Origin of the sequence: Mycobacterium marinum (assembly GCF_003391395.1) — a bacterium.
Classification (GTDB): domain Bacteria; phylum Actinomycetota; class Actinomycetes; order Mycobacteriales; family Mycobacteriaceae; genus Mycobacterium; species Mycobacterium marinum.
Genome location: NZ_CP024190.1, coordinates 6,099,827 through 6,122,354, shown reverse-complemented (window position 1 = coordinate 6,122,354; position 22,528 = coordinate 6,099,827). Strand labels below are relative to the sequence as shown.

Here is a 22,528-nt window from a genome sequence, read left to right as displayed (position 1 = left end):
TTGCTCACGCCTTGTGCGCGGTGAGCAAGTAGGCGGGAAACTTCATCCGCCCCTTCTCGTCTCGCTGGTGCGGCGGAAACTCGATTGGCGATCCAGCTGGCAGCGGCGGGATGACCGGCACATTGGCGTGGATGAATGCCGGCCGGATCTCGTCGATCTCCCAGTACTTGCCCACCGCGGCCCGCAGCTCGTCCTCGTCGACCTCATTGGGCTTGGTCTCCAACGCGGCCGGGAAGGCGCCCTTGGCGAACACCAGCACGAAATAGCTGGCCCCGGGGGCCGCGGCGCGGTGCACCGATTTCAGGTAATCGTCGCGCCCCGATACCGGCAGCGAGTGAAACAGGGTGCTGTCGATCACCGTGGCGAATCGGCCGGCGGAGCCGGCCGGATAGGCGTTGAAGTCGGTGATGTCGGCCTGAATGAAACTGGTGTTGCTCAATCCGCGTTCGGTGGCGGCCTTGGTAGCCGCCGCAATGGCGGTGGGTGTGATGTCGATGCCCACCACCGTGTACCCCTCGGCGGCCAGTGCCAGCGACAACTCGGCGTACCCACAGCCGGCATCGAGCACGTCGCTGTGGATCTTTCCGGCCGCGATCAACGCCGCCAGTTCGGGCTGTGGTTCACCGATATTCCACGGCGGCGGACCCTCGAACGCCCCTTGCTGCTGGTATGCGTCGTCCCAGTCCATCACCGGAGAAGTCATGATTGCCAACCTACTCGCGCTCAATCGGCCAGGTATGTACCGGCTCGTTGGCATGCATGTGTTCGCAATAGCGGCGCAGCATTTCGGCCAGCGCGTCATCGCGGTTCATCCCCCGGTCCTGCAGCGCGGCCACGGTGGCCACCTGCCAGCTCGCCCCGTTGCGGCGGCTCTCGGCGCGGGCTTCGATGACGCCCAAGAACCGCTCCCGCACCTCGTCGGCGACACCGGATCGCTGCAGTCCTTCATGTGCCATCGGCAGCAACGTGCCCAACACCAGTTGCTGTGTGGTCACCTCACCCAATCCCGGCCAGTGCAGCCGGGCGTCGATCCCATACCGGGCCGCGGTCAAGAAATTGTCTTGTGCGGTAGCAAAACTCATCTTGGTCCACGGTTGGGGGTCGGCCTCGGCCAGGGTGCGCAGCGCACCGTAGTAGAACGCCGAATTGGCCAGCATGTCGATGACGGTCGGTCCGGCGGGCAACACGCGGTTCTCCAACCGCAGATGTGGCCGCCCGTCGGCGACGTCATACACCGGCCGATTCCAGCGGTACACCGTGCCGTTGTGCAGGCGTAATTCGGCGAGTTGCGGGGCCCGGCCGGCCGCAAGCTCGGCGACCGGATCCTCGTCGGACACCTCGGGCAGCAGCGACGGAAAGTAGCGGGCGTTTTCCTTGAACAAGTCAAGGATCGAGGTGATCCACTGTTCGCCGAACCACACCCGGGGGCGCACCCCCTGCGTCTTGAGCTCCTCCGGCCGGGTGTCGGTGGATTGGGTAAAAACCTCGATCCGCGTCTCGGCCCACAGCTGGTGGCCGAAAAAATAGGGTGAGTTGGCGCCCAGCGCCAGCTGCGGTCCGGCCAGCATCTGGGCCGCATTCCAGTTGGGCGCGAAATCGTCGGGCGACACCTGCAGATGCAATTGCATACTGGTGCAAGCGGATTCGGGGGCAATGGATGCCGCCCGCCAGCTCAATGGCTCCGGGCCCGAGATATTGATCGGGATGTCCTCGCCGCGGGCATCGAAGATGGAGTCGTTGAGTGCGCTGTAGCGGGTCGATTCGCTCATCCAGTCTTGCGCGAAGTGCCGGGGCATCAGCGTGGGCAGAATGCCGATCATCACGATGTGGGCGCCGCCGGAGTTCGCCTTCTGCTCGGCAGCGTTGAGGCTGGCCCTTACCTCCTTTTCCAGCTGCAGGCCGGTATCGCCGGGAAGCGGCCGGGGCGGCACATTGAACTCGATATTGAACGCGCCCAATTCGGTTTGATAGGCCGGGTCGGCGATCGCGTCCAGCACATACCGATTCGACATGGCGGGCTGATAGTCGCCGTCGACCAGGTTGCACTCGATCTCCATGCCGGTGAGCGCTTCGTCGTCATCGAAGCCGCTCTGTGCCAGCATCGTCTCGACGACGTCGACACATAGTTGCAGTTTGCGCCGGTATTCCCGCCGGTGTGCGCGGTCATACGTGGTGCGCTTGACCTCTTCGCCCACTAGGCCGATGCAACCGGTTTAGCGTCTGCAGCGCAAGTGTCAGCCCGTTTACCACCGGTCTTCGGCTGGCCCGAGGCCCCGATAGACCATCATGGACGATTACATCCAGTGTTCGATGTCACCCGAGGAGAGCAGTGGCCGATTCCCCTGACTTTGTAGCAGCCATCGACCAGGGCACCACCAGCACCCGCTGCATGATCTTCGACCACCAAGGCGCCGAGATCGCCCGTCACCAACTCGAGCACGAGCAGATCCTGCCCCGCGCCGGCTGGGTGGAACACAACCCGGTGGAAATCTGGGAACGCACCGCCTCGGTGCTGATGTCGGTGCTCAACGCCACCGAGTTGTCGCCGAAAAATCTTGCCGCACTGGGAATCACGAATCAACGTGAAACCACGCTGGTGTGGAACAAGCGAACCGGCAGGCCCTACTACAACGCGATCGTCTGGCAGGACACCCGCACCGATCGCATCGCTTCAGCGCTGGACCGTGACGGTCGCGGTGACGTGATCCGCCGCAAAGCGGGATTGCCCCCGGCGACCTATTTCTCGGGCGGCAAGCTGCAGTGGATTCTGGAGAACGTCGACGGGGTGCGCGCCGCCGCCGAACGCGGTGATGCCCTCTTCGGTACCCCGGACACCTGGGTGCTGTGGAACTTGACCGGCGGCCCGCGCGGCGGCGTGCACGTCACCGATGTGACCAACGCCAGCCGGACCATGCTGATGAACCTGGAAACCCTGGACTGGGACGACGAGCTGCTGTCGTTCTTTTCCATCCCCCGCGCGATGCTGCCCGCGATCGAGCCGTCGTCGCCGCTGCAGCCCTACGGCATCACCCAGGACACCGGTCCGGTCGGAGGTGAGGTGCCCATCACCGGCATGCTCGGCGACCAGCACGCGGCCATGGTCGGCCAGGTGTGTCTGGACGCGGGCGAGGCGAAAAACACCTACGGCACCGGCAACTTTCTCCTGCTGAACACCGGCGAGACCATCGTGCGATCCAGCAACGGCCTGCTGACCACCCTGTGCTACCAATTCGGCGGTGCCAAACCCGTGTACGCGCTGGAAGGGTCGATAGCCGTAACCGGCTCCGCGGTGCAGTGGCTACGCGATCAGCTGGGCATCATCAGTGGCGCCTCGCAGAGCGAGGCGCTGGCCCGGCAGGTTTCCGATAACGGCGGGGTGTACTTCGTGCCGGCATTCTCGGGCCTGTTCGCACCCTATTGGCGCTCCGATGCGCGCGGGGCGATCGTGGGGCTGTCGCGGTTCAACAACAACGCCCACTTGGCTCGCGCGACGCTGGAAGCGATCTGCTACCAGAGCCGCGATGTGGTGGACGCCATGGAAGCCGACTCGGGCGTGCGACTCGAGGTGCTCAAGGTCGACGGCGGCATCACCAGCAATGACTTGTGCATGCAGATCCAGGCCGACGTGCTCGGGGTGGACGTGGTGCGGCCGGTGGTCGCCGAGACCACCGCGCTGGGCGCCGCCGATGCGGCGGGGCTGGCCGTCGGTTTCTGGGCCGATCCGTCGGACCTGCGGGCCAACCGGCAAGAGGACAAGCGCTGGACGCCGCAGTGGACCGATGACCAGCGTGCCGCCGGATATGCCGGGTGGCGCAAGGCCGTGCAGCGGACCTTGGACTGGGTCGACGTGTCCTAGCGGCCGGTTACGGCGAGCCGTCGACCCCGTCTCGGCCAATCAGCGCTCCGCCGGTGCCGCCGCCGCCGGGACTGCCCGGGGTGCCGCCGCTGCCGCCGTTGCCGCCGTTGCCACCGTCACCGATCAGTCCGGCGTTGCCGCCGGCCCCACCGGCCCCGCCGCTGTCGGCGCCGCCGACGTAGTCGCCCTCGCCACCGGTGCCGCCGCTGCCGCCGTTGCCTGACAACTGCCCACCGGTGCCGCCCGCCCCGCCTTGGCCTCCGGCACCGGTAAAGCTGATTCCGCCGGCACCGCCGGCTCCGCCGCCGCCCAGCAACACGGCGTTGCCCCCGGTTCCGCCGGTCCCGCCGGCGGTGGACCCGAATCCGCCGAACCCGCCGGCGCCGGCGTCGGAGAACACCAGCCCGGCACCGCCGCCGGTCCCGCCGGCCCCGCCAATTCCGCTGTAGCCGGATCCGCCGTTCCCGCCGCCGCCGCCGCTGCCGAACAACGTCCCGGCGTTGCCGCCGGGCCCACCGTTGCCCCCGGGTCCGCTGGTGTTGTAGCCGCCCGCCCCACCGGTCCCGCCCGGTCCGCCGAGCAGGCCGGCATCGCCGCCGGCCCCACCGTTACCGGGGGTGCCGCCAAAGCCGGCCCCGCCGTTGCCGCCGGCGCCACCGCCGGCACCGACCAGCCCGCCGAGCGGCCCGCCGCTTCCTCCGGCCCCGCCGTCGCCCCCGTCGTTGAACCCGGCCCCACCGACCCCACCGGCCCCGCCGGCGCTCAATAGTCCGCCGGCCCCACCGGTTCCGCCGGTACCTCCCGAAGCTCCGCCGCCTCCGGCAGTACCGCCGCCTCCGCCGCCTCCGCCGTCACCGAGTAGCCAGCCGCCGGCTCCGCCGGCCCCTCCGGTCCCGCCCGCGCCACCCGCGAGGCGCGCGCCCGCCCCGCCGGTACCGCCGGTGCCCAGCAAACCGGCGGCGCCGCCGGCCCCGCCGCTAGCGCCGGTGTTGGCGGCGCCGGATCCGCCGGCGCCGCCGTCGCCGAGTAGCCAGCCGCCGGGTGTGCCGTCGTTCCCGCTTCCGGCCGCACCCGGGGTGCCGTTGCCGATCAGTGGGCGCCCGGTGAGCGCCTGGGTGGGCTCGTTGATCACGCCGAGGGCTTGTTGCTGCAGGTTGTGTAGTGCCGAAGTGCTTGCCGGTGCGTTGAAGCCGTCCAGTCCCAGCAGCAGGCCGCTGATTCCGCCGGCGCCCGTGCTGCCGGTGCTCAGGCCGGTGCCGCCGGTGCCGGCGTTGCCGCCGTTGCCGATCAGCACGCCGTTGCCGCCGTTGCCGCCGGCGCCACCGACGCCCGCACCGAAACCGAAGCTCTCGCCACCGGCGCCACCGGCGCCGCCGTTGCCGATCACCAGGCCGGCCCGGCCCCCGGCCCCGCCGTCGCCGGCGCCGACGCCACCGACTCCGCCGACCCCACCGTTGCCGAACAGCCCGGCGTTGCCGCCGGCTCCTCCGGCACCTCCGACGTCGTTGAGGGCGACGGCCGCGCCGCCCGCCCCGCCGGCCCCGCCGCTGCCGAACAGCAGCCCGGCATTGCCGCCGGCCCCGCCGGCACCCCCACTGTCAGACATGTCGGTGCCGCCTGTTCCGCCGGTCCCGCCGGCCCCGCCGCTGCCGAACAGCAGCCCGGCGTCGCCGCCGGCACCGCCGGCCCCGCCTCGGCTGTATGCGTCGGTGCCGCCGGCCCCACCGTTGCCGCCAGTTCCGGCGATCAGTCCGCCCGCCCCGCCAGCGCCGCCGGCGCCGCCCTCGTGATTGACGCCGGACCCGCCGGCACCACCGTCGCCGCCGCCGGCGCCGAGAAACCCGGCCAACGCCCCGCCGGCGCCACCGGCGCCACCGGCTCCACCGCTCGCACTGACACCGGCGCCGCCGGCCCCGCCGAGCCCGCCGCCGCCGAAGAGCCCGCCGGCCCCGCCAACACCTCCGGCGCCGCCGGCGCTGGTGGAGCTGCCGCCGGCCCCACCGACCCCGCCCGGGCCGAATAGCCATCCGCCGGCGCCACCCGCGCCGCCGGTGCCGCCGGCGCCACCCGTTGAGCTGCCGCCGGCCCCGCCGGCGCCACCGGCGCCGATCAGCCCGGCCGCCCCGCCGGCCCCGCCGGCGGAACCCGCGGCGCCCGACCCACCGGCCCCGCCGTTACCGATCAGCCAGCCGCCAGGCGCCCCATCGGTACCCAGACCGGGGGTCCCATTGGCGCCGTTGCCGATCAAGGGACGGCCGGTCAACGCCGCAATGGGCTCGTTCACTGCGGCGAGCAATCCGGCGCTGCCGGCCTCCGCTCCGGAATAGGCGCCCGCGCCTGCGGACAGCGCTTGGGCCAACCGGGTATGGAATTCCAGAGCCCGCGCGCTGAGCACCTGATAGCCCTGGCCGTGGCTGGAGAGCACGGTCGCGATCGCCGCGGACACCTCATCCTCGGCTGCAGCCACGATCTGCGTGGTTTGAGAGGCCGCGGCTGTGCTGGCCGCGCTGAGCGTTGAGCGCAGCGCGGCCAGGTCCGCGGCCGCGGCCTCGATGATCTCGGGAACCGCCATCACGTAGGACAAGTGAATCCCTCCCCAAACGGGCGCACGATCCAACTGGCGCCCAATCATTCGCGTTACAGTCAGCGAATCAGACGTAATCCGATCTGGGTTGGGGAATCCCGGTTTTCATAGATGTTTGCGATATTTAAGTTGGTTGAGTAACCAACCGGATGGTAGTGATCACTCCTCGCCGAGAATGCCGTAGATCTCCCGGCGCGCGTTGTTGATGATGTCGATGACGCGTTGCTGCTGCTCGGGGCTGGCGGCGTGGGCCGTTTGCATAACCGCGCCGATCAGCTGGCGCATCGCCGTGCGCAGGTTGATGTGTGCCGGGTCGACACCTTCGGCGATCTCATCCCACGGTGGGGTTTCGATCTTGTCGGCGGCCTCGCGTCCCTGTTCGGTCAGCTCGAAAAGTTTCTTGCTGCCATCGGATGCGCTGGCCGCGATCAGGCCCTCGTCATCGAGCAACTGCAGGGTGGGATACACCGAGCCGGGGCTGGGGCGCCACAGGCCGTTGCTGCGGTCGGCGATCTGCTGGATCATCTCGTAGCCGTGCATGGGCTGTTCGCTCAACAGCACCAAGATGGCCGCGCGCACGTCACCGCGCCGTCCACGGCCGGGGCCGCCGCGGCGCCCACCGCCTCGTGCGCCACCGGGGCCGAATCCGAAACCGAGCCCGGGGCCAAAGCCGGGGCCGAACCCGCCGCCGAACCCGAGCGGTCCGTCATGGTCGGCATCGTGGTCGCGGAGGTGTTCGAAGAATTCGCGCCGGGCGTGCCGCCTGGCGCTGTGTAGGGCACGCCGCTGTGCCGGTCCGGGTCCGAAGCCGAACCCGGGTCGCGGGCCGAACGGTCCGCCGGGGGGTGTGAACAGGTTGTTCATGTTGTGTTCCTTACGTGTCTTTTGGAAGGTCGCCACGATGAGCGACTGGTATATCGAATACACATCACGATATATCGTGATCGAACGTAAGGCAATGCCCGGATCGGCCGGCCGACCTGGATTGCGCGCGTCGTCAGCTCGGTGGCGAGAACCCGCCGCCGACGGGGCCCTGCGGCGGGCTCGGGGCCGGGTCGGGTGCGAACTGGGGCTGGGTTTGGGGCTGGGGCGCGGGCTGGCCGGGCCACCAAACCGGAGCCGGCGGGGTCTGCGGCGGCCATCCCGGGGGCGCGCCTGCTCCCGCGGGGCGCAGCCGGGCCAGCTCGCGGCGGTGTCGCTCGGCGAGTACCGCGGCAAGCACGAGCTGTGGAGGCGTGCCCGGCGGCGGTGGCGGGGCGATGTGGGACAGCACGTCCCCGGCGATGCGATAGGCCATCTGGTGGCGCAACCGCAGATCCAGTTGTGGCGCTCGGGAAAGGAATTGGCGCGCGACCTCGGCCTGGCCCGCGCTGAGGCCGGAGAGCTGCAGCGACGATGCCCACCAGGCCAGGGTCGGTGGCATGGCCGGCGGTGGCGCCAGCCGGGGGCCGCGCTCGCTGACGACGATTGTGCCGGCGAAGATGTCACCGACACGTTTGGCTTTCGGCGATAGCATGCTGCAGATCACGGCCGGGCTGCCCAGCAGCATCCAGATCTCCACCACCGCCGCCAGCGCGCGAAACAGTGCCTGGCGGAAGCGTTCTGGGCCGCCGTCATCGGACACCACGCGCAGGCCCATGGCGATCTTGCCCAACGAACGGCCCCGGGTCGCCGTTTCCATGATCACGGGATAACCGACGAGCACCAGCACCGTGAAGATGATCAGGAACGCGATGGTCAATGCTTCGTCGAGTTCGCTCAGCGAGGCTGCCCACAGCGTCAACCCCATGATGTAGCCGATGAACATCACGGTCATGTCGATGATCGCGCTCACCGCGCGTACCGGCAGCTGGGCGATCTGCACGTCCAGCACCACCGCGTCCCCGGTTACCACCTCCGACATACCTGGGAACGGTACAGGCAGCCCGATCCCGCGGGATGGCTGCCGGTGTCGCGCCGGATGCCCGCCGTGACCTGGGCGAACCCCCGGCGGGATAGGCTGCGCGGGTGGATGTCGACGCGTTCTTGCTGACCCACCGCGCCACCTGGGACCGGCTCGACCACCTAGTCAAAAAACGTCGCTCGCTGACCGGCGCCGAGATCGATGAACTCGTTGAGCTCTATCAGCGGGTATCCACGCACCTGTCGATACTGCGGTCGGTGTCGTCGGATCCGTTGGTGACCGGCCGGCTCTCGAGTCTGGTTGCGCGTGCCCGCGCCGCGGTCACCGGTGCGCACTCGCCGCTGAGTAGCACGTTTGTTCGGTTCTGGACGGTGTCCTTTCCGGTGGTGGCCTACCGTGCCTGGCGCTGGTGGTTGGCGACGGCGGTGGCATTCTTCGCGGTGGCGGCGCTCGTCGGGTTCTGGGTTGCCGGTAGCCCCGAGGTGCAGTCCGTCATCGGAACCCCCGCTGAGATCCACGAATTGGTCAACCACGACGTCGAGTCCTACTACAGCGACCACCCCGCGACCGCGTTTGCGCTGCAGGTCTGGGTGAACAACTCCTGGGTGGCCGCCAAGTGCATTGCGATGTCGGTGGTGTTGGGGGTGCCCATCCCGCTGGTGCTGTTTCAGAATGCGGCAAACGTGGGAGTGATCGCGGGCCTGATGTTTGCGGCCGGCAAGGGCGGGGTGCTGTTGGGCCTGCTGATTCCGCACGGATTGCTGGAGTTGACGGCGGTCTTCCTGGCCGGTGCGGTTGGGATGCGGCTGGGCTGGTCGGTGATTTCGCCCGGCGACCGGCCGCGCGGGCAGGTTCTTGCCGAGCAGGGCCGCGGGGTGGTGTCGGTTGCCGTGGGTCTGGTGGGTGTGCTGTTGGTATCCGGGCTGATTGAGGCCATGGTGACGCCGGCCCCGTTGCCGACCTTCGTCCGGATCGCCATCGGCGTCATGGCCGAGGCGGCGTTCTTGGGCTACATCGTCTACTTCGGCCGCCGCGCGGCCAAAGCCGGAGAGACCGGTGATATCGAGGACGCACCCGACGTGGTGCCCACCGGCTGAACCCCTACAGCCGGCCGGTCGCTTTCATCGCCAGGTAGCGATCGGCGAGTGCCGGCGCAATTTCGGTGGGCGGCGCGTCGACGACCTCCACGCCGCTGCGGCGCAGGCGAGCGGCGATTGTGCCCCGGTCATTTCGGGCGCGTTCGGCGGCGGCCGCGTCATACACTGCCGCCGCGTCGGAACGCCCGATGGCCAGTTGATCGACCCGAGGGTCGGCGACCGCGGCCACCACCACCTGGTGTTTGGCCGATAGCTGTGGCAGCACCGGCAGCAGGCCTTCGTCGAGGGCCGTCGCGTTGAGGTCGGTCAGCAACACCACCAAGGAGCGCCGGCGAGTCCGCCGCGCAATCGTGGCAACCATTGACCGCCAGTCGGATTCGACCAGCGCCGGCTGCAGCGGGGCCATCGCGTCGACCAGCTGGGCCAACAGTTCGGTGCGCGATGCGCCGAACACCGCCGCGCGGCTCACCCGGTCATGGGCGAGAAAGTCGACGTGATCGCCGGCCCGTGACGCCAGTGCGGCCAACAGCAGCGCGGCATCCATGGACCAATCCAGTCGCGGCCACCCCGCGGGATCGGCGTCGGTCGGGTCCACACCAACCCGGCCCGCCGCCATGCGCCCGGTGTCGAGCACCAGCACTACGCGTCGATCGCGCTCCGGGCGCCAGGTGCGGACCATCACGTCGGCGCGGCGGGCGGAGGCGCGCCAGTCGATCGATCGCACGTCATCGCCGACAACGTATTCACGCAGCGAATCGAATTCGGTGCCCTGCCCGCGGATCAGCGTGGGCAACAATCCGTCGATCTCACGCAGCTTGGCCAGCCGCGACGGCAGGTGTTTACGGGACAGGAACGGCGGCAGCACCCGGACCTGGCCCGGCACCACCTGGGAACGCTGCCGCCCGGCCAAGCCCAGCGGCCCGATCGAGCGGGCTGTGACGGCGGCGCAGTGCTGGTCACCGCGGCGCACCGGTTGCAGCGCGGTGTTCACCTGCTGGCGCTCACCGGCGGCGATATTGATCGGGTGGGTGCGGGGTTGGGCACGCGCACTGGGCGGCCAGGCGTCGCGGACCAGGCCGCGAAACCGGCGGCGCCCCACATTGTGGATCACCAGGGCGGCATCGGCGGGCTGGCCCAACCGGATCGAGCTATTCGCGCCGCGCGTGTAGCTCAACTTGCGGGGGCTGGCCGCCAGCGCGACGTCGATGGCCACCGCCACCGCCAATGCCAGCAGCAGCATTCCGAAAGCCCGTGGCGGCCAGGGGGACAGCGCGATCGGCAGCACGCCGATCAGCGCCATCAGTCCGGTTCGTCCGGTCAGGATCACTAGCGGGGCACCGGAACCGAGGCCAGAATTCCGTCCAGGACCCCGTCGGGGGTGGCGCCTTCGAGCTCGGCCTCCGGGCGCAACATGATCCGGTGGCGCAACGTCGGGCGAGCCATGGCCTTCACGTCATCGGGGGTCACGTAGTTGCGTCCGGATAGCCACGCCCAAGATCGGGCGGTGCCCAGCAGTGCGGTCGCGCCACGCGGTGACACACCCAGCTGTAGGGCGGGGGAGGACCTGGTGGCTCCCACGATGTCCACGATGTAGCCCAGCACCTCGTCGGCGATCAGCACCCGGCTGACGGCCTCGCGCCCGGCGGCCAGCTCGGCCGGGCCGGCCACCGGTTTGATCGCGGACAGGTCGCGGGGATCGAAGCCGTGTGCGTGGCGGCCGAGGATGGCGATCTCGGACTCCCGCGAGGGCAGACCCACGTTCAGCTTCAGCAGAAAACGGTCGAGCTGGGCTTCGGGCAGCTGATAGGTGCCCTCGTATTCGATGGGGTTCTGCGTCGCGGCCACGATGAACGGGTCCGGCAGCGGCTTGGCCTGGCCCTCCACACTGACTTGGCGCTCTTCCATCGCCTCCAACAGCGCCGCCTGCGTCTTGGGCGGGGTGCGGTTGATCTCGTCGGCGAGCATCAGATTGGTGAACACCGGGCCAGGGCGGAAGGCGAACTCCGCACTGTGCGCGTCGTAGACCAGCGAACCGGTGACGTCACCGGGCATCAAGTCGGGAGTGAACTGCACCCGCTTGAATTCCAGCTGCAGCGCGGCGGCCAGGGCGCGGACCATCAGCGTCTTCGCCACCCCGGGGACGCCTTCCAGGAGTACGTGGCCCCGGCACAGCAGCGCGATCACCAAGCCGCTGATCACCCCCTCCTGGCCGACCACGGCCTTGGCGATCTCGGCACGTAATCCCAGCAATGCTTCGCGGGCCGGATCCGCGGTCGGGGACTGGGTGGGAGCCGGATGTGTCACGAGTGAGTGACCTGCCTTTCGATGTCGTCGAGTGCGCGAGCAAGCTGCAGTAGATCGTGGTCGTCCGCCGGTGGGGGGCCAAACAGGTGATACCAGACGTATCCCGCGTCGGCGCCGCTGCGCTGGGCAACGGTGATCGCGACCGCCTGCGGGTCCGCGCTGGAGCCGATGCCGAGTCGGGGCAGTAGCCGCTGCAATGTCGCGGTGCGCAGCGCATCCGCGGCGCGATCGCGGGCCCGACGGGATCGGTACAGCCGGCCGCGCCCCTCGACCGTCTCCGATGCCCGCACCACCACGGGCATCTCCTCGGCCACCAGGGGGCCCATCCGGCGGCCCTTCCACAGCGCCACCAAGATCACGGCCAGCCACAGCTGCCAGACGATCCAGCTGACGTTGGCCGGGATGAGATCGGAAAGCGAACTGGGAGATGATGTTTCACCCTCGACGAGGTGAGGTGCGTACCAGATGAGACGGGGCCGGGCGCCCGCGAGGTTCATCGCCAGCGCTGCATTGCCCTGCTCCAGCAATCCGTCGTTGGTCATGAAGTGATTGCTGCCCACCACGGTGACGGTTCGCCCGACGTCCTGATAGCGAACCAATGCCCCGCCGTAGCAACTGATCATCGCGAGTTCGCCCTTGCCCCGATACGCGTCGCTCGGCCCAAAACGCACCGTGCCGGCTCGATCAGCTTCACGCAGTGGGCAATCCGGCCGGATGGCGAGCGTCTCTGCGGCACCGACGCGCAGCTTCGGCGTCAGCACCCTGCGGGTGCGCGCCGTGGGTTCCACCAGCAAGAGGTCGCCGGGGACGCGTGAGAGCCGGTTGAGTAGGGCGTTGTTGGCCAGGTACTGGGTTTGCGCCACGAGTAGCAGCGTGTCGGCCCGTGCCGCGTTCTCGACGTCGGCGACGGTGTTGGCGACCACCACCTCGACCCCACCTTCGCGCAGCAGTGTCACCAGCGCACGAGCACCCGAGCCGCTGGTCGATTCCGGGTCCATCGTGCCGCCGGGGCGCGGCGCGGTCAGGTAGGTGGCAATCGAGGCGATGACGGTGACCGCGGCCAGGGTGAGCAGCACGCCACGCCATGGTTTGCGTTGCCGGCTGGGGGCGTGCGCCGACTCGGCGCGTGCGGGCATCATCGGACCTGCGCCCAGGAGTCGCTGGGGGCGGGCCGCCCCACGCTCGGCGATGCGGTGGAACGTGAGCGCAAGTGGTCGTCGAGGTCGGCGATCAGCTGGTAGGCGGCTTCGGTGCCGGGCCGCTCACCGTAGGTCACGTCATTGAAGGCGGCCGCCGCCTGCGCCAATTCGCCGGCCAGATACGGCAACACATCGCCGGCATCGTTGGCCAACTCGTTGGCGGTGCGCCCGGGCGCGGGGTTGAGCACACCGGTTTCCTCCAATTCGCGGGCGACCGCGCGCAGCCGGTGCCGGATCGCCGCGGCCCAATTGCCGTCGGCGGCATAACCTTGCGCCGTGGCCCGGTGCTGGGCGGCGGTGAGTTGGCCGGCATCGAAGAGCTGGTAATCGCCGCCGCGATTGGTACGTAGGGTGCGACGTGCGATGTTGATCGCGACAACCACGGCGATCACCAGCAGGATTACCAATACGGTGATGGTGAACCAGCCACCGGACACCGACGAGCCCTTCTCCAACAGTCGATACAGCAACTCGTTGATCCAGTCGTTGAGATGCTGGGACAACGAACTCTTGGGATAGATGGGTTTATCGAGTTCGCGCTGTGCGGCCTGGTGCGCGGCATCGCGGTCGATGTCGATGGAAGGCACTGTCCGTCCTCACGAGTCCATTAGAGCGGCCGGGTGAGCCAGAGGTTGTCGGTGGACTCCACGGCGGCGGGGCCGCCGGCGGCCCCGGTTTGCAGAACCAGATCGAATGCCTCGGCCCGCATCCGCCGGTCGGTGTAAAGCAGCACGACAACCCCGGCGGTGAATGGCGCGGTAATGATCTGGCTGATCGCCGAGCCGATGGACGACAGGGTCATGCCCACCAGAAACATACCGGTGGAACCCTCGCTCGCGGTGGCCCCCAGCAGTATCTGGCCGACGATGCCAAACGGCGCCGAGATCGCGCCACCAACCAGGCCGACCACGATCGCGGTCAGCAGCCGGATGCCCAGAACCCGCCAGAAGCCGCCGGTTACCAGCGCAAACGATCTCGTGATCGCGTCGACCAGCGGCAGCCTCTCCAGCACGATCAGCACGGGCGCGAACATCAGCACCGTGTACAGGTAGGCCACCAGCAACCCGACCAGCAGCACCAGCGGGAAGCCCAGCAGTGCCGCGGTCGCTCCGTTGGCGGCGGCGGCCACCCCGACCAGGATGACGACCACCAGGCCCGCGAGCGCAACGAGTCCGGCGCCTTCCAGCAGCGCCAGGCCGATCAGCGCCAGGATCCGCCCACGAACCCTGGCCCAGGCTTCGCTGATGGTGATCGGCGACCCGAATACGGCCCGCCCGACGACGACGGTGAGTATTCCGCTGAGCAGCATGCCACCCAGCCAGCTCACCAGCAGGCCGGCCGCCGCGGAGCCGGTCCACGCGCCCACCACGCCCCAACTCAGCTCGGACGGGTGAGTGTCGAAGCGACTGGCGGCTTCCAGCGGGCCGATCGTGGCGAGCAATGTGATGACCTGCATGACCACCACGACGATGGCGGTCAAGCCGAGCGTCGCTTTCGGATTGGCCCGGATGTAGCCGACCGCGCCGTTGAAGATGTCGCTCAACGTCAAGGGGCGCAGCGGGATGATCCCGGGTTTGACGGCGCCGGGAACCAGCGGCGGCCCGTAGCCCGGAGGCGGCGGCCCGTAACCGGGGGGCGGCCCGTAGCCCGGAGGCGGTGGCCCGTAGCCGGGTGGTGGTGCCCCGTAGCCGGGTGGTGGTGCCCCGTAGCCGGGTGGTGGTCCGTAGGCGGGTGGTGGTCCGTAGGCCGGCGGTGGGTCGGCATACCCCGATGGCGGGTAGCCGGCTGCTTCGTACCCGGGAGATCCCGAATTCGGCTCGACCGGATATCCCGGCGGCGGCAGCGTGCTCACCGGGTGCAGCGGCTGTCGTCGATGGTCATGTGCTCCATCCTGTCGGCGGTTGGGGTAATTCTCAATGTAGGCATGTAGTGTCGGGCGCCCCGCCCATTGGCGCGTAGCGTTTCTCCCATGGCGGAACTCAAATCCCGGCTCCGGTCGGATCTGACCAAGGCGATGAAGTCGCAGGACAAGTTGCGTACAGCGACGTTGCGTATGGTGCTGGCCGCGATTCAAACCGAGGAAGTCTCCGGCAAGCAGGCCAAAGAGCTCAGCGATGACGAGGTGCTCAAGGTGCTGGCCCGCGAGTCCCGCAAACGCGGTGAGGCCGCCGAGATCTATACCCAGAACGGGCGTGGCGAGATGGCTGCCAACGAGCACGCCGAGGCACGAATCATCGACGAATACCTGCCGACTCCGCTCACCGAGGCGGAATTGGCCGATGTCGTCGACACCGCCATCGCTCAGGTGGCCGAGCAATTGGGACAACGGCCCCACATGAAGCAGATGGGGATGGTCATGAAGGTCGCCACCGAGATCGCCGAGGGCAAGGCCGACGGCGCCCGGCTCTCCACCGCGGTCAAAGAACGTCTGTAGCGCGCCTGGCTCAACTCCCGCCGCGCGCGGCCCGGCCGGTGTTGACCCGCTCGCGCTGGGGCACCACCACGTACTTGGGATCGCGGGTGGATTCCACCCCGGCCTCAAACACCCCGAACCGCTGCAGCGCACTGCCGGTGAGCAGGGCCAGGCCGCACAGCGCGGCGCCAAGGCGGTTGCGGCCCGCGGCGAGCGTGCCCAGCGCCCCGCCGACGGTCAGGTATTCGGCCCACTTGCGGGTCCGGTGCGCCGGCCCTGTCGTATAGGCCTCGCCGACCAGGCCGAGCCGCCGCTCGAGCAGCCGCGACGCCGCCACCTCCAGCACCGCACCCGCGACGCTCATCCGCCGTGCCGGAGCGGCTCCGGCGACCGGTGCCAGCAGCATGCCCAATCCGCCGCCGCTGGCCGCGGCCGAGCCGGTGAAGACGAAGGGCAGGTACGGATGGGCTTCGTGCCAGGCCGGGACTGCCGTCTGGGACAGCAGCACGGCGGTATAGGACGCGACACCGGGAGCCACCGCGGCCGCCGACAGGCCCGCGGGCCGGGCCAACCGGGCCAGCAGCGCGCCGGGCCAGGTGCGCCGTAGCCGCGCCGGCATCAGCTCGGCGGCCCCGGCCAGCCCGGCGCCGGGCCCGTAGGCGGCCAGGATCCAGGTCCCCACGCTCATCGGCGAACTCGGCTTGGCCACCCGCAGCATGTGGTGAAACCGTTGTGGGCGGCCCAGATCGGCGATCAGGAAGTAGGAGCCGGCCGCGATGCTGGCCAGGGCACCGACCCTGCTCACCCGGCGCAGTGCCGGTTGGCCGTTGAGATCGGCTCCCGCGGCCAGCAGCGCCGAACCCGCCGACAGACCTCCGGAGAACAGGTAGGCGGCGATCTTCCACTCCCAGGCGGGTGTCTTGAGTACCGGGCGCCCGTAGTAGGAACGGAATTGCGCCCGCGGCACCGCGAGCTGCTCCCGGCTGCCCCGGCCGCCCGTCATGGCCGCCCTCGCCCGGCGAACGCCGACACGGCGATCGCAACCAGGGCCGACGCCGCCATTCCGGCGTAGCGCCACATCGCCGGCGTGTCCCGGGTGGGCACCACCGGGTCCGGGGGTAACCCGTAGACCTCCGGCTCGTCGAGCAGCAGAAAGAAGGCGCCGTTGCCGCCGACCCCGTCGTTGGGGTCATGGCCGTAGAGCCGGGCTTCGGGCACCCCGCGGTCGTGTAGCTGCTCGACGCGGTGTGTGGCGCGCTCGCGCAGTTCCTCTAGCGGGCCGAACTGAATCGAGTTGGTGGGGCAGGCCTTAGCGCATGCCGGTTCCAGACCGTCGCGTAGCCGGTCGTAGCACAGCGTGCACTTCCAGGCCCGTCCGTCGCCCTCGCGCCGCTCGATGACTCCATAAGGGCAGCCCGACACGCAGTAGCCGCATCCATTGCAAATGTCTTGCTGCACAACGACCGTGCCGAACTCGGTGCGGAACAACGCGCCCGTCGGGCAGACGTCCAGACAACCCGCGTGGGTGCAGTGCTTGCACACATCCGAGCTCATCAACCAGCGGAAATCGGTGCGGTCCTGCGGGCCGCTCGCCTGCCCGGGCCGCTCGAACTTCGGAACCCCGAGATCTACCGGGGGGCGAGCCTGTTCGATGAATGCGACGTGGCGCCAGGTGCTGGCCCCCAGCATCCCGGTGTTGTCGAAGGACATCCCCAACAGATTGAAGCCGTCGTCGGGAACCTCGTTCCATTCCTTGCAAGCCACCTCGCAGGCCTTGCAACCAATGCAAATCGAGGTGTCGGTGAAGAATCCCACTCGGGGTGGATGGTCGGTGTATCCGCCGTCGCCGGCGGGATCATCGAGCGGGCCGTAGAAGCTGTTGCTGCTCATGGGCTTTCCTCCGGATCCGGGTGCGCGATCCCGTCGTCGCGGGTGGTGTCCAGATGCGTGCCGGTTTCCGTGGTAATCCCGGCCCGGCGGCGGTATTCGGCGATGTAGTCCAGCAATGCCGGTCCGCGGGGGCGCCGGCCGGGCTGGACATCGCAGGTGGCGACCTTGCTCTCCTGGATGAAAACGTTGGGGTCCAAGACCACCCCGAGTAGATCGTTGACCACGTCACCTTCGACCAGCCCGGTGTAGCCCCAGTGGTATGGCATCCAAACCTGTTGCACCACGTGGTCTTCGATGCGCAGCGGACGCATCCGGTCGGTGACGAACACCCGGGCGTCCACCGCGGTGCGGCTGGTGATCACGTGCGCCCAGTCCATATGGGTCAGCCCGCGCATGCGTGCCAACTCCGGTGACACCTCCATGAACAGCGCGGGCTGTAGCTCGGTGAGGTAGGGCAGCTGACGGCTCATCCCCCCGGCGGTGTGGTGCTCGGTCAGCCGGGCCGCGGTGAAGACGAACGGGAACACCTCGCCGTGTGCTTCCGGTGGGGAAGGGTTGGATGGGTTGTCCTTGCGCCCGAACACGATTCGCGTCGGGTTGCCTTGCTGGGCATACAGCGCGTTGCGTACCGGCGATTCGTGCGGCTCGTAGTGCGTCGGCAGCGGGCCGTCGGCCAGGCCGCTGGGGGCGAACAGCCAGCCCTTGCCGTCGGCCTGCATGACGAAGGCGTCATCGCCGCGCAGCGCCTGGACGCCGACGGCACCCTCGGGTGGGCGGTAGTCCGGCGGCTTGTGCTTTTCGAAATCGGGCACATCGTGGCCCGTCCACTCGCCCAGCTCGGCATCCCACCACACCAGCTTCTTACGCTCGCTCCACGGCCGGCCCTGCGGGTCGGCGGATGCCCGGTTGTAGAGCACCCGGCGGTTCAACGGCCAGGTCCAACCCCACTCGTTCTCATAGGGCCGCTGCTCGTCGCGCGGTTTGCGCCGCGCCGCCTGGTTCACCTCGTCGGCGTAGACACCGGAGTAGATCCAGCAACCGCAGGCGGTGCTGCCGTCGGCCTTCAGGCTTGGGTAGCCGTCGATGGTCCGGCCGCTGCCCAGATCGATCCCGTTCATGTGGCGCAGCACATCTTCACCGGACGGCTCGTCACCTTCGGTGGCGTAGTCCCAGGCCAGCTGAAGCAGTGGCCGGTCGCGCTCATCGGTTGAGCCGGAGAGCTTTTCGCGCAGCTTGCGGCCCAGATGGTAGAAGAACCACAGCTCAGAGCGGGCGTCGCCGGGCGGATCGACGGCTTTCTCCCGCCACTGCAGCATCCGCTGGGTCTGGGTGAAGGTGCCGGCCTTCTCGACGTGGGAGGCCGCCGGGAAGAAGAACACCTCGGTGCGGCAGGTCTGCGGCGAGATCTCACCGGTCTCCACCTCCGGCGCCTCCTTCCAGAAGGTGGCGCTTTCGATCATCACCAGGTCACGCACCACCAGCCAGTCCAGGTTGGCCATTCCCAGCCGCTGCATGCGGCCGTGGGCGGATCCGACGGCCGGATTCTGGCCGAGCAGGAAATAGCCGAACACCTTGCCGTCGATCATGTCCATCACGGTGCGGTAGGTGCTGTGGTCGCCGTTGATCCTGGGCAGGTAGTCGAAGCAGTAGTCGTTGTCGGCGGTTGCGTGCTCGCCCCAGTACTCCTTGAGCAGGGACACCATGTACGCATCGGCGTTGTGCCAGAAGCCCTTTTGGTTTCGGCTCTTGATGTTGTCCAGGTAGTCCGACAGGGTGGCCTGGCCGGCATGGGGCATGTCCAGGTAGCCCGGCAGCAGGTTGAACAGGGTCGGCACATCCGTGGAACCCTGGATGCTCGCGTGTCCGCGCAGCGCGAATATGCCCCCGCCGGGCCGGCCGATGTTGCCCAGCAGCAGCTGGATGATCGACCCGGCGCGGATGAACTGGGCGCCCATCGAGTGCTGGGTCCACCCCACGCTGTACACCAGTGCGGTGGTGCGCTCCCGGCCGGAGTTTTCCGTCCAGGCCCGGGCCACCTGTAGGAAACTCTGCGCCGGCACCCCGCAGACCCGCTCGACCATCTCGGGGGTGTAGCGGGCGTAGTGCCGCTTGAGGATCTGGTAGACGCAGCGCGGGTGCTGCAGCGTCGGATCGGCGTGATCGCCCGGTTGGTACCGCCAGGTGGCCGGATCGTAGGAGGCGCTGGCGCGGTCGTAACCGCTGAAAAGACCGTCGAGATCCTCGGCGTCGCAGTAGTCCTCGCCGACCAGGAACGGCGCGTTGGTATAGGCGGTCACGTATTCGCGGAAGTCCAGATCGTTGGACAGGATGTAGTTGATCACCCCGCCGAGGAACGCGATGTCACTGCCGGCGCGCAGCGGCACGTGCCGGTCGGCGACCGCGCTGGTGCGAGTGAAGCGCGGGTCGATGTGGATGACCTGGGCGCCGCGTGTCTTGGCTTCGATCACCCACTGGAACCCCACCGGATGGGCTTCGGCCATGTTCGAACCCATGATGACGATGAAGTCCGAGGTGGCGAGGTCTTGCTGGTAGTCCGTCGCCCCGCCGCGACCGAAGGAGGCTCCCAGACCGGGAACCGTGGCGCTGTGTCAAATGCGGGCTTGGTTCTCGATCTGCAGTGCGCCCAGCGCGGTGAAGAGTTTCTTGATCAGGTAGTTCTCTTCGTTGTCCAGGGTGGCGCCACCGAGGCTGGCGATTCCCAGGGTGCGGCGCAGGGTGTGCCGGTCGGCATCGAAGTCCTGCCAGCCCTTGCTGCGGGCGTCCAGCACCCGGTCGGCCACCATGTCCATGGCGGTTTCGAGGTCGAGGTCTTGCCACTCGGTGGCGTACGGCGCCCGGTAACGCACCGTGGTTTCCCGTTGCGCACCGGTGACGAGCTGCTTGCTGGCGGATCCCTTGGGGCACAGCCGTCCTCGGCTGATGGGGCTATCCGGATTGCCCTCGATCTGAACGACTTTTCCGTCCTTGACGTACACCTTTTGCGCACAGCCGACCGCGCAGAACGGGCACACCGAATGCGCGACCTCGTCGGCGGATGCGGTTCGTGGTTGCAGCTGCGCGGACCGTTTGGACTGGGCGGCCTGGCCGCGCCCCAGCGGATCGGCGCCGGTGAGCTGCCGGTAGATCGGCCAGGACTGGATCAACTTGCCGACGTCCTTGTTTCGGCTCATCAGCGCCACCTTTCTCCCGCCCCGGCTCTGCTGACACTACGCGATGGGGCCCGGTGTCGCCTACCTTCGGCGGCGCTGCCAACTATCGTCCGGTTGTATTGCCGGACAGTGTGTTTGGCGCAGGATGGCGGGCGGTCGCAGTGGTTGATCTCAACGCAAGGTGCAGCAAGGGGGCGTACTGGCGAATTATTTCATCGTGGGTCATCGAGCAGACGGGTTCCAGGCACAGGATGTAGCGGGTCACGATCAGACCGGCAATCTGACTGCAGAACATCGAGGCGCGTTTGCGCGCGTCTGTTCCGCCGAGCTGTGCCGCGATCTTGTCGATCAACTCGCGCTCGACCATTTCCTTCACCCGGTTTGCCAGCGCCGGATCGTGGGCGGCGCCGGCCACCAACGCCCGCAGCGATGCGCCGCTGGCCGGGTCTTCCCACAACGCCAGCAGCCCGGCCAGGACACGCTGGGGAAATGTCGCCGGGTCGCCTTTGGCGACCGCCTGATCGAGCACATCGGCGGGGTTTGCCGACAAGGCAAGAGCCTCGCCGACGAGCCCCCGTTTCGACCCGAAGTAGTAGCTGATCAACGCGAGGTCGACGCCGGCCTCGGCCGCCACCGACCGCAGCTTCACCCCCTGGTAGCCGCCTTCCAGGAAACGTCGCCGCGCGACCTCGAGGATCTTGGCCCGCGTATCGGGCTTCCCGGCCCTGCGCCCCCTGACCCTCGAGTAATTCATCACCGTTGAAATATTACCGGCGCGCGGGTCACGGTGGGCGGATGCTCACCACGTTGCCAACCCCGCCGCAGACCCCGCTGGTTCGCAGGCCCAGGCATCAGGGTCTGGTCTTGGCCGTCACCTGCCTGGCCTTGGGAACGGTGGTCGCGGCGATGGCCTCGCTGAATGTGGCGCTGCCCGATATCGCCCGGCAGACCCATGCCGACCAGACCCAGCAGGCTTGGATTGTGGACGCCTACAGCCTGGTGTTCGCATCCTTGCTGCTGCCCGCCGGCGCGGTGGGGGACCGCTACGGCAGACGGTTGGCGCTGCTGGTCGGCCTGGTTGTGTTCGGCGCCGGATCCGGGGTGGCCACCCTGACCACCGACCCCACCGTGCTGGCCGGGCTGCGTGCCTTGCTGGGAGTCGGCGCCGCGCTGATCATGCCCGCCACGCTGTCGACCATCACCAGCAGCTTTCCGGCGCAGCGGCGCGCCGCTGCGGTCAGCATCTGGACAGCCGTCGCCGGTGCCAGCGGGGTGGTGGGCTTGCTCGCCTCGGGTCTGTTGTTGCAGTGGTGGTCCTGGCAGTCGATTTTTTGGCTGAACGTGTTGCTGGCCGCGGTGGCGCTGACCGGCACGCTGCTCTTTGTACCGGAATCGGCCGAGCGCGATCCGGCGCCGCTTGACGTGGTTGGCGCGGTGCTGGCGGCCGCGGGCATCGCGGTGCTGGTTTACGCGGTGATCGAGGCTCCGGCGTACGGCTGGACCGATCAGGTCACGGTCGGCGGTATCGCGCTGGGCCTGCTCATCCTGGCCGGTTTCGTCGTCATCGAGATGGGGCGCCGCTACCCGTTGCTCGACCCGCGGCTGTTCACCAACAGACGCTTTGCGGCCGGCTCGCTCTCGATCACCCTGCAGTTCTTCGCGCTGTTCGGCTTTCTGTTCGTGATCATGCAGTACCTGCAATCGGTTCGTCACTACAGCGCGCTGACCGCCGCGCTGGGCCTGTTGGCCATGCCGATCGGGATGATTCCCAGTTCCCGGCTCAGCCCCTACCTGACGGAAAGATTCGGCATCCGCCTTCCCTGGGTCGCCGGCCTGCTCATCGTGGCGGAGGGGCTGATGGTGCTGGCGCACCTCGACAGCGCCGACCCCTACTGGCACATCGCCAGCGGATTGATCCCGCTGGGGGCCGGGCTGGGGCTGGCGATGCCTCCGGCCACGACCGCGATCACCGGCGCGCTGCCCTCGCGTCTGCAAAACGTCGGCTCGGCCGTCAACGACTTGGCTCGTGAGCTCGGCGGCGCGCTGGGTATTGCCGTGCTGGGCAGCCTGCTGACCGCGACGTATCGCAATCATCTCCCCACCGCCGGGGCC

At 68.7% G+C, this 22,528-nt stretch carries 17 protein-coding genes and 1 pseudogene; 4 read left to right on the top strand and 14 right to left on the bottom strand.

Features of this window, described 5'->3' with window-relative positions:
* Positions 1-4: 4 nt before the first annotated feature.
* Positions 5-703: a class I SAM-dependent methyltransferase gene (locus CCUG20998_RS26030; protein WP_020730938.1), complete on the bottom strand. Its 699-nt coding sequence runs from the start codon at positions 701-703 to the stop codon at positions 5-7.
* A gap of 10 nt (positions 704-713) precedes the next feature.
* Entirely contained in the window at positions 714-2,195 is a 1,482-nt protein-coding gene (locus CCUG20998_RS26025) for a glutamate-cysteine ligase family protein (protein ID WP_020730937.1), read from the bottom strand.
* Positions 2,196-2,329: 134 nt separating this feature from the next.
* Between CCUG20998_RS26025 and glpK the strand changes: the two genes are divergently transcribed.
* Entirely contained in the window at positions 2,330-3,856 is a 1,527-nt protein-coding gene (gene glpK, locus CCUG20998_RS26020) for a glycerol kinase GlpK (RefSeq protein WP_103653939.1), read from the top strand.
* Positions 3,857-3,863: 7 nt separating this feature from the next.
* On the opposite strand, the gene CCUG20998_RS26015 is transcribed toward glpK, so the two are convergent.
* The 3 genes from CCUG20998_RS26015 to CCUG20998_RS26005 form a co-directional block, all read right to left on the bottom strand.
* Complete coding sequence (locus CCUG20998_RS26015; RefSeq protein ID WP_116269165.1) at positions 3,864-6,440, bottom strand: PE family protein; 2,577 nt, start codon at positions 6,438-6,440, stop codon at positions 3,864-3,866.
* Positions 6,441-6,599: 159 nt separating this feature from the next.
* Complete coding sequence (locus CCUG20998_RS26010) at positions 6,600-7,304, bottom strand: PadR family transcriptional regulator (RefSeq protein WP_012396718.1); 705 nt, start codon at positions 7,302-7,304, stop codon at positions 6,600-6,602.
* A gap of 133 nt (positions 7,305-7,437) precedes the next feature.
* Positions 7,438-8,343: an RDD family protein gene (locus CCUG20998_RS26005; RefSeq protein ID WP_036456746.1), complete on the bottom strand. Its 906-nt coding sequence runs from the start codon at positions 8,341-8,343 to the stop codon at positions 7,438-7,440.
* Between the two features lie 104 nt (positions 8,344-8,447).
* On the opposite strand from CCUG20998_RS26005, the gene CCUG20998_RS26000 reads away from it, so the two are divergent.
* Positions 8,448-9,440 carry a stage II sporulation protein M gene (locus tag CCUG20998_RS26000; RefSeq protein ID WP_020730932.1) on the top strand — a complete coding sequence of 331 codons (993 nt, stop codon included), beginning with the start codon at positions 8,448-8,450 and terminating at the stop codon, positions 9,438-9,440.
* A 4-nt stretch (positions 9,441-9,444) separates the two neighbouring features.
* Here the strand turns inward: CCUG20998_RS26000 and CCUG20998_RS25995 are convergent, their stop codons facing one another.
* Genes CCUG20998_RS25995 through CCUG20998_RS25975 form a run of 5 tightly spaced genes read right to left on the bottom strand, consistent with a single transcriptional unit; the run spans position 9,445 to position 14,795 of the window.
* The gene (locus CCUG20998_RS25995; RefSeq protein WP_011741899.1) at positions 9,445-10,767 is read right to left on the bottom strand and encodes a DUF58 domain-containing protein; all 1,323 of its coding nucleotides are present in this window, start codon (positions 10,765-10,767) and stop codon (positions 9,445-9,447) included.
* Entirely contained in the window at positions 10,767-11,846 is a 1,080-nt protein-coding gene (locus CCUG20998_RS25990) for an AAA family ATPase (RefSeq protein ID WP_373145733.1), read from the bottom strand. Before CCUG20998_RS25990 ends, CCUG20998_RS25995 begins: the two co-directional genes overlap by 1 nt.
* Entirely contained in the window at positions 11,741-12,880 is a 1,140-nt protein-coding gene (locus CCUG20998_RS25985) for a DUF4350 domain-containing protein (RefSeq protein ID WP_036456745.1), read from the bottom strand. The genes CCUG20998_RS25990 and CCUG20998_RS25985 overlap by 106 nt, the downstream gene beginning before the upstream one ends.
* On the bottom strand, positions 12,880-13,530 hold the full coding sequence (locus CCUG20998_RS25980; protein ID WP_011741896.1) for a DUF4129 domain-containing protein: 651 nt from the start codon (positions 13,528-13,530) through the stop codon (positions 12,880-12,882). Before CCUG20998_RS25980 ends, CCUG20998_RS25985 begins: the two co-directional genes overlap by 1 nt.
* Positions 13,531-13,550: 20 nt before the next feature.
* On the bottom strand, positions 13,551-14,795 hold the full coding sequence (locus CCUG20998_RS25975; protein ID WP_020730930.1) for a hypothetical protein: 1,245 nt from the start codon (positions 14,793-14,795) through the stop codon (positions 13,551-13,553).
* A gap of 117 nt (positions 14,796-14,912) precedes the next feature.
* Between CCUG20998_RS25975 and CCUG20998_RS25970 the strand changes: the two genes are divergently transcribed.
* A complete protein-coding gene (locus tag CCUG20998_RS25970) occupies positions 14,913-15,377 on the top strand; it encodes a GatB/YqeY domain-containing protein (RefSeq protein WP_020730929.1) in 465 nt (154 codons plus the stop codon).
* A 10-nt stretch (positions 15,378-15,387) separates the two neighbouring features.
* On the opposite strand, the gene nrfD is transcribed toward CCUG20998_RS25970, so the two are convergent.
* The 4 genes from nrfD to CCUG20998_RS25945 form a co-directional block, all read right to left on the bottom strand.
* A complete protein-coding gene (nrfD, locus tag CCUG20998_RS25965; protein ID WP_103653969.1) occupies positions 15,388-16,359 on the bottom strand; it encodes an NrfD/PsrC family molybdoenzyme membrane anchor subunit in 972 nt (323 codons plus the stop codon).
* Positions 16,356-17,246: a 4Fe-4S dicluster domain-containing protein gene (locus tag CCUG20998_RS25960; RefSeq protein ID WP_020730927.1), complete on the bottom strand. Its 891-nt coding sequence runs from the start codon at positions 17,244-17,246 to the stop codon at positions 16,356-16,358. The genes nrfD and CCUG20998_RS25960 overlap by 4 nt, the downstream gene beginning before the upstream one ends.
* The gene (gene fdnG / locus CCUG20998_RS25955; RefSeq protein WP_117414873.1) at positions 17,243-20,437 is read right to left on the bottom strand and encodes a formate dehydrogenase-N subunit alpha; all 3,195 of its coding nucleotides are present in this window, start codon (positions 20,435-20,437) and stop codon (positions 17,243-17,245) included. The genes CCUG20998_RS25960 and fdnG overlap by 4 nt, the downstream gene beginning before the upstream one ends.
* A gap of 82 nt (positions 20,438-20,519) precedes the next feature.
* Complete coding sequence (locus CCUG20998_RS25945) at positions 20,520-21,170, bottom strand: TetR/AcrR family transcriptional regulator (protein ID WP_036456743.1); 651 nt, start codon at positions 21,168-21,170, stop codon at positions 20,520-20,522.
* A gap of 41 nt (positions 21,171-21,211) precedes the next feature.
* On the opposite strand from CCUG20998_RS25945, the pseudogene CCUG20998_RS25940 reads away from it, so the two are divergent.
* Positions 21,212-22,405, top strand: a pseudogene (locus CCUG20998_RS25940) (MFS transporter); the annotation flags it as partial.
* Positions 22,406-22,528: the final 123 nt, after the last annotated feature.

Excerpts from the sequence above, each read along its gene's own strand:
- CCUG20998_RS25945 (WP_036456743.1), bottom strand. The coding sequence starts at position 21,170 with ATGAATTACTCGAGGGTCAGGGGGCGCAGGGCCGGGAAGCCCGATACG.
- CCUG20998_RS25970 (WP_020730929.1), top strand. The coding sequence starts at position 14,913 with ATGGCGGAACTCAAATCCCGGCTCCGGTCGGATCTGACCAAGGCGATG.
- nrfD (WP_103653969.1), bottom strand. The coding sequence starts at position 16,359 with ATGACGGGCGGCCGGGGCAGCCGGGAGCAGCTCGCGGTGCCGCGGGCG.
- CCUG20998_RS25960 (WP_020730927.1), bottom strand. The coding sequence starts at position 17,246 with ATGAGCAGCAACAGCTTCTACGGCCCGCTCGATGATCCCGCCGGCGAC.
- CCUG20998_RS26010 (WP_012396718.1), bottom strand. The coding sequence starts at position 7,304 with ATGAACAACCTGTTCACACCCCCCGGCGGACCGTTCGGCCCGCGACCC.
- CCUG20998_RS25985 (WP_036456745.1), bottom strand. The coding sequence starts at position 12,880 with ATGCCCGCACGCGCCGAGTCGGCGCACGCCCCCAGCCGGCAACGCAAA.
- CCUG20998_RS26030 (WP_020730938.1), bottom strand. The coding sequence starts at position 703 with ATGACTTCTCCGGTGATGGACTGGGACGACGCATACCAGCAGCAAGGG.
- CCUG20998_RS26005 (WP_036456746.1), bottom strand. The coding sequence starts at position 8,343 with ATGTCGGAGGTGGTAACCGGGGACGCGGTGGTGCTGGACGTGCAGATC.